This is a genomic window from Methyloversatilis sp. (assembly GCF_051861465.1).
Taxonomy (GTDB): domain Bacteria; phylum Pseudomonadota; class Gammaproteobacteria; order Burkholderiales; family Rhodocyclaceae; genus Methyloversatilis.
Genome location: NZ_JBHYCQ010000001.1, coordinates 240,630 through 255,795 on the forward strand (window position 1 = coordinate 240,630; position 15,166 = coordinate 255,795).

Genomic DNA, 15,166 nt, shown 5'->3' on the forward strand with positions numbered 1-15,166 from the left:
GCACTCCGGCGAACCCTGGAGAACGTGCACAGTTTACTTGCGTACCGGGGTCGCGGCGGCGGCGCCCGGCGCTTTCTCTGCCGGGCGTTGACTGTCATTGAAGCGTTTGCGTTCTTCGCGCGACAGGCTTTCGTAGGCTTCCCACTTGCGCGCAAGTGCTTCGCGCTGATCGGGCGGCATGGCCTGCAGGCGCTTGTAGCGCTCGCGTGCCTCGACCCGCTCCTCCGGTGTAAGGCTGGACCAGTAGCTCATGCGAGCGCGCATGCGCGCCTGTTCATCGGGCGTCATCGACGGAAATCGCTGCGCCAGATCGAGCCATTTTCGGCGCCGATCATCGTCAAGGTGATTCCAGTCGCCGCCCAGCGGGGCGAGCACATCGCGCTGCGCGGCGCTCAGTTGCTGCCAGTCTGGCTGGTCGCCGGCCTGTGCAGGCACTGCAGCGGCCATGCCCAGCACGACCGAAACCACGCACAGCAGGCCGCGCATCAGACGCCTCCCTGGTGCGCGACCCAGGCGGTGAAGCCACGGTCGAGGTAGGCATCGATCGGCAGGTCGTCCGTCAGCAGCGCGCTGTCGATTTCGATGACTTCGCTGTGATTGGCGTTCGCGGAGTACTGCCCGGCAACTGTGGCGATCACGGCCAGCATGACGATGCCGAGCGCCGGAGTGACGACGTCGCGCAGCCAGTGCTGGCCTGAGCCCGGAAAGCCGACCAGCTGGAACAGCGCGATCGGCGCCCGCCGCCTCGACGCATGCAACGCGAGCGCCTTTTCGCGCGACTGGCCGAGACGGAATACGATGTCAGGCGGCAGCGCGGCACTGGCGGCTTCCAGTGCGGCATGCGCCCGTTGACCGATCGCCGCCTGTTCAAGCGCACTCGGGCGGGTTGTGGTGACAGGATTGTTCATAGCTTGACGCCGCGCAGTTTCAGGGCGGCGGCCAGAGAGTGCGTGGCGCGCGAACAGTGCGTCTTCACACTGCCCTCGGAACAGCCCATGACCGCCGCAGTTTCGGATATATCCATTTCTTCCCAGTAACGCATCAGGAACGCCTCCCGTTGACGGCCCGGAAGCCGGGCAATCTCCCGCTCGATGAGCGCCATCACTTCCGCTTGCCCGACGTTCTGCTCCGGGCTGCGGCCGAGTGACGACGGATCGTCGATCACCATGGTGTCAAGCGGGTCGTAATCGTCATCGTCATCCGCGCCCGAAAAGGCCGACAGCAGTGTCGTCCAGGTCGAGCGTACCTTGCGCCGCCGGAATGCGTCGCGGATGACGTTCTGCAGGATGCGCTGGAACAGCATGGGAAACTCGCCCGCCGGCCGGTCACTGTACTTTTCGGCCAGCTTGAGCATTGCGTCCTGCACGGCGTCGAGCGCGGATTCGTCGTTGCGCAACGCGAAAACAGCCTGCTTGAAGGCGCGGCGTTCCACGGCGGCAAGAAAGCTCGACAGTTCTTCTCTGGAAGCCAGATTGATTCCTTCTAGGGGTGATCAGCGCCGAACGGTCAGTGTGTTCTGGATCGATCGGATGGGGGCCAGGTTCCCGGCGGGCGGGGCACCTTGATCAGCCCGGATCGTCGGGCCGGCGGCGGACAAATGCCTTGACCACGCAACAGGTGCAGGCTACCCTCTGGCGCTTTTCCGGAAATTTTATACAGGTGCTTCAATGCTATTGACCGGAGCGGAAATTGTAGTCAGGTGCCTTGCGGAAGAAAAGGTCGAATACGTGTTCGGGTATCCGGGCGGTGCCGTCCTGTATCTGTACGACGAGCTTTTCAAGCAGGATGCGGTACGCCATGTACTCGTCCGGCACGAACAGGCTGCGCTGCATGCGGCCGATGCCTACTCGCGCTCGACTGACCGTGTAGGGGTTGCGCTCGTCACGTCCGGTCCCGGTGTCACCAATGCCATCACCGGCATTGCCACGGCGTATATGGACTCCATCCCGATGGTGATCATTTCCGGTCAGGTGCCGACGGCTGCCATCGGCCAGGATGCCTTCCAGGAGTGCGACACGGTCGGCATCACACGCCCGTGCGTGAAGCACAACTTCCTGGTCAAGGACGCGAAGGACATCGCCAGCACGATCAAGAAGGCCTTCTACATCGCGAAAACCGGCCGCCCGGGCCCGGTGCTGGTCGATATTCCGAAGGACATCACGATCGCCAAGGCGGAGTACGAGTACCCGAAATCGGTGACGATGCGTTCGTACAATCCGATCATCAAGGGGCATCAGGGCCAGATCAAGAAGGCGGTACAGCTGTTGCTCGACGCCAAGCGCCCGATGATCTACGCCGGCGGCGGCGTCATCCTGTCGGACTGTTCGGAGCAGCTCACGAAGCTCGTGCGCACGCTCGGCGCGCCGTGCACCAACACGCTGATGGGCCTTGGCGCCTACCCGGCGACCGACAAGCAGTTCGTCGGCATGCTCGGCATGCACGGCAACTACGAAGCGAACATGGCGATGCAGTACTGCGACGTGCTGATTGCCGTCGGCGCCCGGTTCGACGACCGGGTGATCGGCAATCCGGCTGACTTCGCACGCATTGCCCGCAAGATCATCCACATCGACATCGATCCGTCGTCGATCTCCAAGCGGGTGAAGGTGGATGTGCCCATCGTCGGCAACCTGCCGGACGTGCTGGACGACATCCTTCGCCTGCTCGATGGCTCGGCCGACCGCCCCGATCAGGAAGCGCTCGGCGAGTGGTGGAAGCAGATCGAGGAATGGCGCCGTCGCGACTGCCTGAAGTACAAGCAGAGCGACGAAATCATCAAGCCGCAGTTCGTCATCGAAAAGCTCTGGGAAGTGACCAAGGGCGATGCCTTCGTGACGTCCGACGTCGGCCAGCACCAGATGTGGGCGGCCCAGTACTACAAGTTCGACAAGCCGCGTCGCTGGCTCAACTCCGGCGGCCTGGGCACGATGGGCGTCGGCATTCCCTACGGCATCGGCGTGCAGCTCGCCCACCCGGGGTCGCCGGTCGCGGTCGTGACGGGCGAAGGTTCGGTGCAGATGAACATTCAGGAACTGTCGACCTGCAAGCAGTACCGCATTCCTCTGAAGATATGCAGCCTCAACAACCGCTATCTGGGCATGGTTCGGCAGTGGCAGGAAATTATCCACGGCAACCGCTACTCCGAGTCGTACATGGATTCGCTGCCGGATTTCCCGAAGCTCGCAGAAGCCTATGGCCACATCGGCATGCGCATCGAAAAGCCGGGCGATGTCGAAGGCGCACTGCGCGAGGCGTTCAAACGTAAGAATGATCTGGTGTTCCTCGACTTCCAGGTCGACCAGACCGAAAACGTCTATCCGATGGTGATGGGCGGCAAGGGTCTGACTGACATGATCCTGTCTTCGGAAGACCTGTAACCGTAGTTCGAACGCTGCTGTACGCGGAACTGGCCGGCCCAGCCGACCAGTCCGCCTGCCGGGATTACCCGCCCGGCAGGCACCGGGCACCGGCCTCCGGCAGCCCGTCTCCGCGGCAGCGGTCTCTGCAATCCCTACCAAGGCGCTCGCAATGAGGCACGTCATATCCGTATTGATCGAAAACGAGGCAGGCGCACTGTCTCGCGTGTCCGGGCTGTTTTCCGCTCGCGGCTACAACATCGAATCGCTGACCGTGGCACCGACCGAAGACGTGTCGCTGTCGCGCATGACCATCATTTCCACCGGTTCGGATGACATCATCGAACAGATCACCAAGCAGCTGAACAAGCTGATCGAAGTGGTCAAGGTGGTCGACCTGTCCGAAGCCGCACACGTTGAGCGCGAGCTCATGCTGATCAAGGTGCGTGCGACCGGCAAGGACCGTGAAGAACTCAAGCGGGTCGCCGACATCTTCCGCGGCCGCATCATCGACGTGACCGACTCGACCTATGTCATCGAGCTGACCGGCAACACGTCCAAACTCGATTCCTTCGTCGGCGCCATCGATGCGTCGCTGATCCTGGAAACCGTGCGCACCGGCGTCTGCGGCATCGGCCGCGGCGATCGCATCCTGCGTCTGTAGGCAGCAACCGAATCCGTATCACCGTCACGTACCACACCACCGCTCAAACCCACACGTACAAGGGAAAACCCATGAAAGTCTTCTACGACAAGGACGCTGACCTGTCCCTCATCAAAGGCAAGAAAGTCACCATCGTCGGTTATGGTTCGCAAGGCCATGCCCACGCCCAGAACCTGTCCGATTCCGGCGTCAAGGTCACGGTCGGCCTGCGCAAGGGCGGTGCATCGTGGAAGAAGGCCGAAGGTGCCGGCCTGAAGGTGAAGGAAGTGGCAGAGGCGGTGAAGGGCGCGGATCTGGTCATGATCCTGCTGCCGGACGAGAACATTCCGCAGGTGTACTACGGCGATATCGAGCCGAACATCAAGAAGGGTGCGACGCTCGCATTCGCGCACGGCTTCAACATCCACTACAACCAGGTCGTGCCGCGCGCCGACCTCGATGTCGTGATGATTGCGCCGAAGGGCCCGGGCCACACGGTACGTTCCGAATACCTGCGCGGAGGCGGCGTTCCGTCGCTGATCGCCGTGTATCAGGACAAATCGGGCAAGGCGCGTGATCTCGCGCTGTCGTACTCGGCCGCCAATGGCGGCACCAAGGGCGGCGTGATCGAAACCTCGTTCCGCGAAGAGACCGAAACGGATCTGTTCGGCGAACAGACCGTGCTGTGCGGCGGTCTGGTCGAACTGATCAAGGCCGGCTACGAAACGCTGACCGATGCGGGCTACGCACCGGAAATGGCCTACTTCGAATGCCTGCACGAAGTGAAGCTGATCGTCGACCTGATCTTCGAAGGCGGCATCGCCAACATGAATTACTCGATCTCGAACAACGCGGAGTATGGTGAGTACGTGACCGGCCCGCGCATCATCGGTGCGGAAGCCCGTGCCGCGATGAAGGAGTGCCTGGACAACATCCAGAACGGCAACTACGCCAAGCGCTTCATTCTCGAAGGCCGCACCAACTACCCGGAAATGACGGCTCGTCGCCGTCTGACCGCCAATCACGAAATTGAGAAGGTCGGTGCCGAACTGCGTGCGATGATGCCGTGGATCGCGAAGAACAAGCTGGTCGACCAGTCGAAGAACTGATTCGGTTCCGGTTCAGCCCGATCCGTCTGCGCGCGTGCGCGGACCGATCGGGCTTTTCCATTCCGGGATTGGATGATTCCGTTTGCGCCATGCGAAAAGGATCGTCCATGAAGGCGAACCGGATCGCCCTGAACACAGTGTTCTGCCTTGCGTGCCGCCGTCGCGTGGGGTTTGCCGGAGTGAATGCATGTCAGAGTACGACCCGCAATATGTAAAACCCGCCGATCCGCTGAAACGCCGGCGCGGCATCTACATCCTGCCCAACCTGTTCACCACCGCATCGCTGTTTGCCGGTTTTTACGCGATCGTGCAGGCCATGAACGGGCGGTACGAATACGCTGCGGTCGCGATCTTCGTGGCCATGGTGCTGGACGGCCTGGACGGACGTGTGGCACGCCTCACCCGCACCCAGTCGGCGTTCGGCGCCGAATACGACTCGCTGTCGGACATGGTGTCCTTTGGCGCCGCGCCTGCGCTGATCGCCTACGAGTGGGCCATGCGTGGCCTCGGAAAATGGGGCTGGATTGCCGCCTTCATCTACTGCGCAGGCGCGGCGTTGCGACTGGCGCGCTTCAACACCAATCTCGGCACGGTAGACAAGCGCTATTTCCAGGGCTTGCCCAGTCCGGCTGCGGCCGCGCTGGTGGCCGGCCTCGTGTGGGTCACGACCGACAATGGCTACACCGGCTCCGATATGCGCTGGGCGGCGTTCGCAATCACCCTGTTTGCCGGCCTGACAATGGTCAGCAATGTGAAATTCTGGAGCGGCAAGGACATCAATCTGCGGCGCAGCGTACCGTTCATCGTCATTTTCGGGTTCGTACTGGCCTTCGTTGCCGTGTCGGTGAACCCGCCGATCGTGCTGTTCGGCCTGTTCGTCGCCTACGCACTGTCGGGTTACGTCATGCTGCTGGCGAAATTCTTCACCCGGAAATCGACCCCGCCTCCGGCCTGAATCAAAAAACGGACATTGCCGGGCCGCGGAATTGCATTTATATTCGGGTGCATGAACGCGATCCGCCTTCCGTCGTCCTCCCTCTCGCTGCGCCGCCTGCTGCTGGCCCGGCCGCTGCTGCGCTCGCGCGCACACTAATTCCTCCCCACAATTTGCTGAAGTCTGCCCGCCGTGCGCCAACGCCACCGCGGTGAGATCCCGTACGCCGAACATTCCAGTCTGATACCGGAGAAAGTCATGTCTGAACGATTGATCATTTTTGATACCACCTTGCGCGACGGCGAACAAAGCCCCGGCGCATCGATGACGCGCGACGAGAAGTTGCGCATTGCCCGCCAGCTCGAACGCATGCGTGTCGACGTCATCGAAGCCGGCTTCGCAGCCGCTTCGAACGGTGACTTCGAGTCCGTGCGCGCGGTGGCGGAAACCATCCGTGAATCCACCGTGTGCTCGCTCGCTCGTGCCAGCGAGAGCGATATCCGCCGGGCTGGCGAGGCGATCAAACCGGCGGCCAGCGGGCGCATCCACACCTTCATCGCGACCAGCCCGATCCACATGGAGAAGAAGCTGCGCATGACGCCCGATCAGGTCGTCGCGCAGGCGATCAAGTCGGTCGGCTGGGCGCTCGAGTACACGGATGACGTGGAGTTTTCCGCCGAAGACGCCGTGCGCAGCGACATCGATTTCCTCGTACGCGTCTTCACCGAGGTTATCAAGGCGGGTGCCCGGACCATCAACGTGCCCGATACTGTCGGCTATTCGGTGCCGGCGCAGTGGGCCGAGCGCATGAAGCAGCTCATCGAGCGGGTTCCGGGCGCCGACAAGGTCATCTGGTCGACGCACTGCCATAACGATCTCGGGATGGCGGTCGCCAATTCGCTTGCCGCGGTGATGGCTGGCGCACGTCAGGTCGAGTGCACGATCAACGGACTGGGCGAGCGGGCAGGCAACGCTTCACTCGAGGAAATCGTCATGGCGGTGCGCACCCGGCGTGATGTGTTCGGCCTGGAGACGCGCATCGATGCCACGCAGATCGTGCCGGCGTCACGCCTGGTGTCGACCATCACCGGCTATCCGGTACAGCCGAACAAGGCGGTGGTCGGTGCCAATGCCTTCGCGCACGAGTCCGGCATCCATCAGGACGGCGTGCTCAAGCACCGCGAAACCTACGAAATCATGCGCGCAGAGGATGTGGGCTGGAACACCAACAAGCTGGTGCTCGGCAAGCATTCGGGGCGAAACGCATTCCGCGCGCGCCTGAACGATCTGGGCATCGTGGTCGAGTCGGAAGAACAGTTGAACGTCGCGTTCGCCGCCTTCAAGGAACTTGCCGACAAGAAGCACGAAATCTTCGACGAGGATCTGCAGGCGCTGATGAGCGACGAGTCGGTCACGCCGGAAGAGGAGCTGTACAAGCTGGTCGCCATGAGCGTGCGTTCGGAAACCGGTGAAACGCCGCATGCCGCAGTGACGCTCATCGATGCAGGTCGGGAGGCGACCGTCGAATCGAAGGGCAGCGGCCCGGTCGACGCAGCGTTCCGGGCGATCGAAATGGTGGCGGCGAGCAACGCCGAACTGTTGCTCTATTCGGTCAACGCGATCACCACCGGTACCGATGCGCAGGGCGAAGTGACAGTCCGCCTGGCGAAGGGTGGGCGTATCGTGAATGGTCAGGGCGCCGACACCGACATCATCGTGGCTTCGGCCAAGGCCTACATCAACGCACTGAACAAGCTGCGCGGCAAGCAGAAGCTGAATCCCCAGGGTGAAAGCCCGATCTGACCTCGGGGCCGGCGCCCACGGCGCCGGCCTTTGTCACTCCGCGGCAGCCAGCCGGCTTGGCGCGGTCAGCTTCGAGTAGAACATGCAGCCAAAAAACAGCGTGGTGGTCAGCACTGTCGCGACGGTTGCCAAATGTGCCGACAGCCCGCTGTCCGATGTCGCGCGCACGATGCCTTCCGTGAAGTAGACCAGGCTGAGCAGTGACATCCATTGGTGCGTGTAGCGTTTGCCGCGCAGGATGCCGAACAGCGCGGCCAGCAGCGGCACGATCTTCAGCACCAGCCAGGATCCGCCTGGGCGCAACGGCGCCAGCCACAGCTCCCAAGCCAGGCCGAGCAGGATGAGGGCGACCAGGCTGATGCTGGCCATCAGGTTCCAGTGACGTGCGGTCATGTCATGCGGCCAGTTTGAGGGCAGTGAGCGCGAGCCTTCGGCCGAGTGCGAAGGCGAGGCGTGCCTCCGGCTCGGTCAGCCGGTTGTCGCCATCGGCGCCCGCCACATGGCTTGCGCCGTAGGGCGTACCGCCGTTGGGCGTCGTGGCGAGGTCGGGTTCGGAGTAGGGCAGGCCGATCATGAACATGCCGTGATGAAACAGCGGCAGCATCATCGTCAGCAGCGTGCTTTCCTGGCCACCGTGCTGCGAGCTGGTCGAGGTGAACACCGCAGCCGGCTTGCCTGACAGCGCACCCGACAGCCATTGCGGGCTGCTGCCGTCGAGAAAATACTTGAGCGGCGCGGCCATGTTGCCGAAGCGGGTCGGACTGCCCAGCGCCATGCCGACGCATTCTTCCAGATCGCGTGCTTCGGCATAAGGTGCGCCGCTGTCCGGGACTGTCGATGCCACCGCCTCGCACACCGTCGATACGGCGGGTACGGTGCGCAGTCGTGCGGCCGCACCGTCGACCGAATCGATGCCGCGCCCTATCTGGCGTGCCAGATTGAACACCGAGCCATTGCGGCTGTAGTACAGAACCAGAATTTCCTTCACCGGATTTCTTTCAACGCAGGTGATCCAGCACAATGAGGTGGCTGAGTGTACAGGCCCTGGCCTCGGTCATCGAATTTCCCGTTCCTCCTTGCGTACGACATGTCCTCCCGTTTCCCGGTTTCGCTCATCCGCATTTTTCGGACACTCGCGGCCGCAGCCCGTCGCCATCGGGACGCCCATGCGGCCCAATCCGCTGCTGCACTGGCACTCGCGCTGCTGTTCGCGCTGGTTCCGCTTCTGGTGCTCGCGCAGCAAATCGCCGATCTGTTGCCCGATGGGCTGCGCGTCGCGAAACCGCTGCGCGCCTATCTGACCGGTGCGCTGCTGCCGGATGAAACAGGCGCATCGGTGGTCCGCCACGCCATGCGCTTCGTCGCAAAGGCGCGGCGCCTGTCGTCGGCCGATCTGCTGGTGCTGCTGGTCAGCGCCTGGGTGTGGGTGCGCACCGCTGACCATGCGCTCAATGCAATGTGGTCACAGGCGCCGCGACGCAATCTGCGCCAGACGGTGCTCGTCTATCTCGGCCTGCCGCTTCTGGCACCGCTGGCCCTGGGCACCGGTGCCGCGCTGAGCCTGTATGCGGTCACCACATCGCTCGGCCTGATCGACGAGCCGACCTGGCTCAAGCTCACGCTGCTGCGCGCAGCTGCTGCGCTGGTGACGGCCGCGTTCCTGCTGCTGCTGTACTGCATGCTGCCGCGCGCCAGCGTATCGGTGCGCTACGCGGTGACCGGTGCGCTGGTCGCCACGGCGATGCTGTCGTTGATGCAGAAGGCACTCAGCGTGTACATCGATCACGTACCGGGCTACGAGCTGGTGTACGGCGCACTGGCCACCTTGCCGGTTTTTCTGCTGTGGCTCTATCTGTTCTGGAGCATCGTGCTGTTCGGCGCCAGCCTGACCGCGGAGCTGCACGCAGGCAGACCCTAGGGCGTCATCAGTTCTTCAAGCTCGAACAGTTCAAAGGCGTGGGTTTGCAGGGTGAGGTCCGACAACCGGGCGTCGCCCAGCCGCAGGCGCTCGCCAGCGGCATGCGCGATGAGGATGTCGCGCCCGACTGCGGCGCCCGTTTGCAGCATCAGGGCTGGCTGCGGGCGCCGCGTGGTCAGCGGCGGCAGCCGCAGTGCTGCGACCGACATGCGACCGGATGCGCGCTCGGTGCCGAATATCACCGTGGCGGCCTGTGCGCCATGACTGAGCAGCTCGACACCGACTTCCATCTGGTCAGCCTGTCCGCTGCGTGCCCAGCGCACCACGCAGATCATCCATTTCCGCGAATCGATGCCCTTGATCATCACCGGCGTGCCCGGACGTACAAGTCCGGTCTGTCCGCTCGCCAGGCTCAGCGCGAAGCCGCTCGCACTGTCGTTCTGGATGATCCAGTGCGAACTGCAGTTCTGCCAGTCCGGAGAGGCATCGCGCCGATCGAGCAGTGCCCAAATCGCGTCAAACCCGATCAGCATGCGCACGTCCTGGACGCGCTCACGGCGAGCCTGCTGGCGCCTGGGCATCGACATCCAGCGCGACTGGAGCATGCGCATCAGCCGGCGTGTCGGCAGTTGTTCGAGACAGGCAGGCAGATGCAGCTCACCGGCACTGCCACCTTCGTCGATCAGGTCGAGGTGCTGTCCGAGTACCTGCCCCAGCCGCTGACAGGAACAATAAAGAATGTGCCCGGTGCGTTCCATGTCGGCCGGTGTGCGCAAGAGCGCGGTGGGGCCGTGGTCGATCTCGTCGTCGAGCCAGAACCAGGAATCCAGGTCGCGATGCGGGGGTTGCACCTGCATCTGCACCGCACCCGAGTAGCTGCGCACGTACTCGGCCACCCGGAAGAAATCGGCGGGGGCGAGGTTGGGCGGCTGGGCCAGCGCCAGCGCGACCAGCTGCCGGTACAACTGCTCCGCGTCAACGGAACCGGGACGGCTGGCAACCGGCGCAGCCACGGTCCGCGCATGCATCAACAGCGCATTGGCGGTGCCCCACATGCCCGGCGGGTCATCGGCCGCGATGAGCACATTGAGTGCATAGGCGTCGAGTACGCACACCATGGCGTGTCCTGCGGTACGTTCGGGCCGATGGGCCGCGCCCTCTGCGAGTGCCTCGAGATAGGCGCGGGCGAGCCGCATATGCAGCAAACAGAGCGTTTCCGCGGTGGTGCGCATCCCATGTTCGACCGGAAGGGCACTCGCCGCAAGTTCGGGCTTCAGGGCCGCTGCGCAGGTTCGTGCACGGTCGTGGAAGATATCGAGAATGCGCACGCGGGCAGGCTGTGCCACGTTCGTATGGTCGAGCATGTCAAGGTGGGCGGACAGCGCGGCCGATTCAACCCCGACTTGGCTGTCGGCCGGCTGTGCGAGCCAGTTGAGCACCGTTCTCATGCCGTCTCCCGTCCGCGCGTCACGGATGAGCCCTTCGAGTACGGGCGATACGGAAGCGGGAAAAGACATCGTGAGTGATCGTTGCAGCGGAAGAAGGTAGGGACGATTCTAGTAAACTCGGGCTTTTCGTGCGCAGGCCATACGCCTCACTTCATTCTGGATCATGACCGACTTCCGACCCGCCAGCGCTGAACGCCCCATCATCGACCCGGCCGACCGGCTGATCGTTGCCCTGGATGTACCGAGTGCCGATCGGGCGCGCGCCATCGTCGACCAGCTGGGCGACGCGGTTCGCTTCTACAAGATCGGTCTGGAGCTGTTCATGACCGGCAACTACTTCGAGCTGCTCGACTGGCTCGTGAAGCGCGACAAGAAGGTGTTCGTCGACCTGAAGTTCTTCGACGTGCCCGAAACCGTGCGTTCAGCGGTCCGCGCGCTGTCTTCCAGCGGTGCGACCTTTGCAACGGTGCACGGCAATCAGGCCATCATGGAAGCCGCTGGCGCCGACAAGGGCGCGCTGAAGATTCTCGCGGTGACCGTGCTGACCAGCCTCGATCGCGGCGATCTGGACGATCTCGGCTTTGCCTGCGATGTCGACGCACTTGTGCTGTCGCGTGCGCGGCGCGCGCTGGCCGCCGGGTGCGACGGTGTCGTGTCGTCGGGTCTTGAAGCCCCGGCGATCCGCGCCGAACTCGGTTCGCGCGTGCTGGTCGTGACGCCGGGCATCAGGCCGGTCGAGAACCGGCCGTCTGATGACCAGAAGCGTACAGTCGATGTTGCGCAGGCGCTTGCCAACGGCGCCGATTACCTCGTGGTCGGGCGCCCGATCCGCAATGCGGCCGATCCGGCTGCAGCCGCGCGCCAGATGCAACAGCAGATCGCACAGGCGCTGGGTGTCTGCTGAAAGGGAGCCTGCGCACTTCATCAGCCCTTCGGATGATGATTTGCGCGTGAGCCTTGCAGCATACTCATTGTGTCTTCAGTCAGCGTCGGGGCAGTACCGCGTTCACGTGCTTGCGTCGGCACATACACCCGCCCGGTGGTCCATGCGCGCCCGGTTTTTCCGGGCCGCCGGCGCATTGCTGTGCGCGTTTCTCCTGCTTGGTACGCCGGCGGCGCTGGCAGCGTCCGTCCTGGTTCTGCTCAGTGATTCGGGAGGTGCCTATGCGGAGTTTGCCGATGCATTGAAGGCGGAGCGCGGAGCGCGTGGTGGCTATTCGATTGCCGTGCTGTCGCGGGCAGACTTTTCGCCCGAGGCGCTCGACTCGCATGATCTGGTGGTCGCGGTCGGCGCGAGTGCGCTGCGCACGCTCGTGCAGAGCGAGGTCAAGGTGCCGGTGCTGTCCACGCTGGTGCCGAAAGCGGCCTACGAAGCGATGGTGGCAGGTGATGCGCGCAGGTGGTCGGCCATCCATATCGATCAGCCCTTTTCGCGTCAGGTGGCGCTGATCCGTCTGGCATTGCCCGAAGTGCGGCGCATCGGTGTAATGGCCGATGCCGAAACACCACAAAGGCTGCAGCCGCTGCGCGAGGCGATGGCCAGTACGCCGCTCCAGCTGATATCCGCAACCTTCACCGGCGAAGCGTCGCTCTTCTCGTCGCTCTCGCAGGTTCTCGAGCAGTCGCAGGTTTTTCTCGCACTGCCGGATCCGCGTGTTCACAACGCCGGCACCGTGCGCAATCTGCTGCTCACATCCTTCCGTGCCCGCATACCTGTCGTCGGATTTTCCGCTGCCTACGTGCGTGCCGGCGCAGTCATGTCGCTTTACTCGACGCCCGAACAGATGGCGCGTCAGGCCACCGACGCGATGATCGGCTGGACACTTGAACGCAACTGGCCGCCTGCGCGCTTTCCCCGTCACTTCACGGTGTCGGTGAATACCCATGTTGCACGCTCGCTCGGCCTGCGGATCGCCGATGCCGAAGCCCTGCGCGATCAACTGGTGCAGCAGGAGAAATCGCCATGAAGCACTGGGGAATCCGATCCCGCGTTCTGCTGGTGGCACTTGCGCCTCTGCTGGTATCTGGTCTTGTCGGTGGCGTGTGGCTGGTGCTGGACCGCCTTGCCGCACTCGAAAGCGCCCTGGTCGAACGGGGTCACGCCACGGCGCGTCAGGTCGCGGCGTCCGCCGACTACGGCGTGTTTTCCGGCAATACCGATGCACTGGTGGCCCTGATCGAAGCCGCGCGGCGCGAACGCGACGTCACCGGCATCATGGTTTCGAACCGCGATGGTGACCTCGTGGTGTCGGGCGGTTTGCTCAGCCGCGAAGCCTATGTGCCGGGTGCCCGGCCGGCCGGACTGGCACTGGTTGAGCTTGAATCGTCGACGCTGTTCATCGAACCCATCGTGCGCAGTGCGGTGATCGGTGACGAGGATATGTTCGACGGTCTCACCGAAGGCACTGCCGACAATCGCCCCACCGGTTGGGTATTGGTCGAGGTGTCGCGCAAGCGGGTCGATGCGCTGAAGACCGATTTCGCCGTGACCAGCGCGATCGTCATCGCCTGCGTCCTGCTGGCGGCCAGCGCCTTTGCGATCCGCATCAGCCAGACGGTGACCCGACCGGTGCGCGAGGTTTCGCGCGTGGTCCGGCGCATTGGCGACGGTCATCTCGACGAGCGTGTGCCGGTGGCGGGAGGCGGGTCGCTGCGCATACTGGGCGAAGGCGTGAACAACATGGCCGAGCGGTTGACGCGGGCGCGCGACGAGCTTGAAGCGCGCATCGCTGACGCGACCCGCCAGTTGCGCAGTCGCACGGACGACGCCGAACGCGCCAATCACGCGAAGTCACGTTTTCTTGCAGCCGCCAGCCATGACCTTCGCCAGCCGATGCACGCGCTCGGACTGTTCGTTGCTGAACTGGCGGAGCGCTTGCGGGGCTCCGAACATCGTTCCCTGATCAGGCAGATCGAGGAATCGGTCGGCGCGATGGAAGATCTGCTTGATGCGCTGCTCGACATGTCGAAGCTGGACGCTGGCGGCGTGACGGCACGTCGTTCGGAATTTGCGTTGCAACCGCTGTTGTCCCGCATCGTTGATGACTTCGCGGCCGATGCACTGCAGCGCGGACTGCGCCTGAAGCTGCGCGCAACCGATGCATGGGCGGATACCGACCCGCTGCTGCTTGAACGCATCATGATCAATCTGGTGTCCAACGCCGTGCGCTACACGCAGCGAGGCGGCGTGCTGATCGCCGTACGGGGTCGCGGCGATCAGTTGCGCATCGAGGTGCGTGACTCGGGTCCGGGCATCCCGGACGAGGCGCTCGAGATGATTTTCGAGGAGTTCTACCAGTTGCAGAATCCGGCGCGCGCGCGCGGCCAGGGTCTCGGGCTCGGGCTGGCCATCGTGCGGCGCCTGGTCGGATTGCTTGGCCACGAGGTGACCGTGCGTTCACGGACCGGCGTGGGGTCGGTGTTCGCGATCGAAGTGCCCCGTGTCGAAAGTGGCAACCGCCCGACGCCCGAAGAGGTGCCGGAAGTGATGCCCGCCCGGCTTTCGCTGTTCGTTGTCGTCATCGATGACGATCCGGGGTCTCGCACGAGCATCGCCGGCCTGCTGGCCTCATGGGGTTGCGAAGTGCTGTGTGCCGGAACATTGTCCGAAGCGCGCGACGCCATCCGGCAGCGCGACAAGGCGCCGGCACTGATCCTGTGCGATTTTCGGCTTGCAGCCGTCGCGACCGGTATCGACGTGCTCGATACGCTGCTCGCCGAGCAGAAGGGTGAGATCGCCGCAGCGCTGGTAACCGGTGACACCGATCCGCAGGTGAGGCGCATGGCGACTGCGCGCGGCTACCCGGTATTGCACAAGCCCGTGCGACCGGCCCGGCTGCGCGCCTTGATACAGCAGGTTCTTGCGCAATCGCAGAACCCTGTCGCCTGAGGTTGTCCGCGGTTGCGCGGTGAATGTCTTGCTGCGTAGTGGGTTCTTCGCTAATATCGCGGGTTT

15 protein-coding genes are annotated in these 15,166 nt (G+C 63.7%); 9 read left to right on the forward strand and 6 right to left on the reverse strand.

What is annotated here, in order from left to right:
* Nucleotides 1-33: 33 nt before the first annotated feature.
* The 3 genes from ACTIFF_RS01075 to ACTIFF_RS01085 are packed head-to-tail and all read right to left on the reverse strand — an operon-like array spanning nt 34 to nt 1,471.
* Nucleotides 34-486: a DUF3106 domain-containing protein gene (locus ACTIFF_RS01075; protein WP_439535153.1), complete on the reverse strand. Its 453-nt coding sequence runs from the start codon at nt 484-486 to the stop codon at nt 34-36.
* Nucleotides 486-908, reverse strand: a complete 423-nt coding sequence (locus ACTIFF_RS01080; RefSeq protein WP_439535154.1) for a DUF3619 family protein — start codon at nt 906-908, stop codon at nt 486-488. The genes ACTIFF_RS01075 and ACTIFF_RS01080 overlap by 1 nt, the downstream gene beginning before the upstream one ends.
* A complete protein-coding gene (locus tag ACTIFF_RS01085) occupies nt 905-1,471 on the reverse strand; it encodes an RNA polymerase sigma factor (RefSeq protein ID WP_439535361.1) in 567 nt (188 codons plus the stop codon). Before ACTIFF_RS01085 ends, ACTIFF_RS01080 begins: the two co-directional genes overlap by 4 nt.
* A 196-nt stretch (nt 1,472-1,667) precedes the next feature.
* Between ACTIFF_RS01085 and ACTIFF_RS01090 the strand changes: the two genes are divergently transcribed.
* From ACTIFF_RS01090 to ACTIFF_RS01110, 5 genes are all read left to right on the forward strand, one after another.
* Nucleotides 1,668-3,377, forward strand: coding sequence for an acetolactate synthase 3 catalytic subunit (locus ACTIFF_RS01090; protein WP_257095174.1), 1,710 nt, complete (start codon nt 1,668-1,670; stop codon nt 3,375-3,377).
* A gap of 151 nt (nt 3,378-3,528) precedes the next feature.
* Nucleotides 3,529-4,020 carry an acetolactate synthase small subunit gene (gene ilvN / locus ACTIFF_RS01095; protein WP_257080453.1) on the forward strand — a complete coding sequence of 164 codons (492 nt, stop codon included), beginning with the start codon at nt 3,529-3,531 and terminating at the stop codon, nt 4,018-4,020.
* A gap of 71 nt (nt 4,021-4,091) precedes the next feature.
* Nucleotides 4,092-5,108: a ketol-acid reductoisomerase gene (ilvC, locus tag ACTIFF_RS01100; RefSeq protein ID WP_305626031.1), complete on the forward strand. Its 1,017-nt coding sequence runs from the start codon at nt 4,092-4,094 to the stop codon at nt 5,106-5,108.
* A 187-nt stretch (nt 5,109-5,295) separates the two neighbouring features.
* Nucleotides 5,296-6,063, forward strand: a complete 768-nt coding sequence (pssA, locus tag ACTIFF_RS01105; protein ID WP_439535155.1) for a CDP-diacylglycerol--serine O-phosphatidyltransferase — start codon at nt 5,296-5,298, stop codon at nt 6,061-6,063.
* Nucleotides 6,064-6,300: 237 nt separating this feature from the next.
* Complete coding sequence (locus ACTIFF_RS01110) at nt 6,301-7,845, forward strand: 2-isopropylmalate synthase (protein ID WP_439535156.1); 1,545 nt, start codon at nt 6,301-6,303, stop codon at nt 7,843-7,845.
* A 33-nt stretch (nt 7,846-7,878) separates the two neighbouring features.
* Here the strand turns inward: ACTIFF_RS01110 and ACTIFF_RS01115 are convergent, their stop codons facing one another.
* Together ACTIFF_RS01115 and wrbA are read right to left on the reverse strand one after the other, a co-directional pair.
* Nucleotides 7,879-8,238 carry a DUF2069 domain-containing protein gene (locus ACTIFF_RS01115; RefSeq protein ID WP_439535157.1) on the reverse strand — a complete coding sequence of 120 codons (360 nt, stop codon included), beginning with the start codon at nt 8,236-8,238 and terminating at the stop codon, nt 7,879-7,881.
* Between the two features lies 1 nt (nt 8,239).
* Complete coding sequence (gene wrbA / locus ACTIFF_RS01120) at nt 8,240-8,833, reverse strand: NAD(P)H:quinone oxidoreductase (RefSeq protein WP_439535158.1); 594 nt, start codon at nt 8,831-8,833, stop codon at nt 8,240-8,242.
* 99 nt (nt 8,834-8,932) lie between these two features.
* Between wrbA and ACTIFF_RS01125 the strand changes: the two genes are divergently transcribed.
* A complete protein-coding gene (locus ACTIFF_RS01125) occupies nt 8,933-9,763 on the forward strand; it encodes a YihY/virulence factor BrkB family protein (RefSeq protein ID WP_439535159.1) in 831 nt (276 codons plus the stop codon).
* Here the strand turns inward: ACTIFF_RS01125 and ACTIFF_RS01130 are convergent.
* Nucleotides 9,760-11,211: a hypothetical protein gene (locus tag ACTIFF_RS01130; protein ID WP_439535160.1), complete on the reverse strand. Its 1,452-nt coding sequence runs from the start codon at nt 11,209-11,211 to the stop codon at nt 9,760-9,762. The two genes, ACTIFF_RS01125 and ACTIFF_RS01130, sit on opposite strands and share 4 nt — an antisense overlap.
* A gap of 163 nt (nt 11,212-11,374) precedes the next feature.
* On the opposite strand from ACTIFF_RS01130, the gene pyrF reads away from it, so the two are divergent.
* The 3 genes from pyrF (at nt 11,375) to ACTIFF_RS01145 (ending at nt 15,100) form a co-directional block, all read left to right on the forward strand.
* The gene (gene pyrF / locus ACTIFF_RS01135) at nt 11,375-12,115 is read left to right on the forward strand and encodes an orotidine-5'-phosphate decarboxylase (RefSeq protein ID WP_439535161.1); all 741 of its coding nucleotides are present in this window, start codon (nt 11,375-11,377) and stop codon (nt 12,113-12,115) included.
* Between the two features lie 142 nt (nt 12,116-12,257).
* The gene (locus ACTIFF_RS01140; RefSeq protein ID WP_439535162.1) at nt 12,258-13,178 is read left to right on the forward strand and encodes an ABC transporter substrate-binding protein; all 921 of its coding nucleotides are present in this window, start codon (nt 12,258-12,260) and stop codon (nt 13,176-13,178) included.
* Nucleotides 13,175-15,100 (forward strand): ATP-binding protein, encoded by a 1,926-nt coding sequence (locus ACTIFF_RS01145; RefSeq protein ID WP_439535163.1) that lies wholly within the window; start codon nt 13,175-13,177, stop codon nt 15,098-15,100. Before ACTIFF_RS01140 ends, ACTIFF_RS01145 begins: the two co-directional genes overlap by 4 nt.
* The last annotated feature ends 66 nt before the right edge of the window (nt 15,101-15,166 follow it).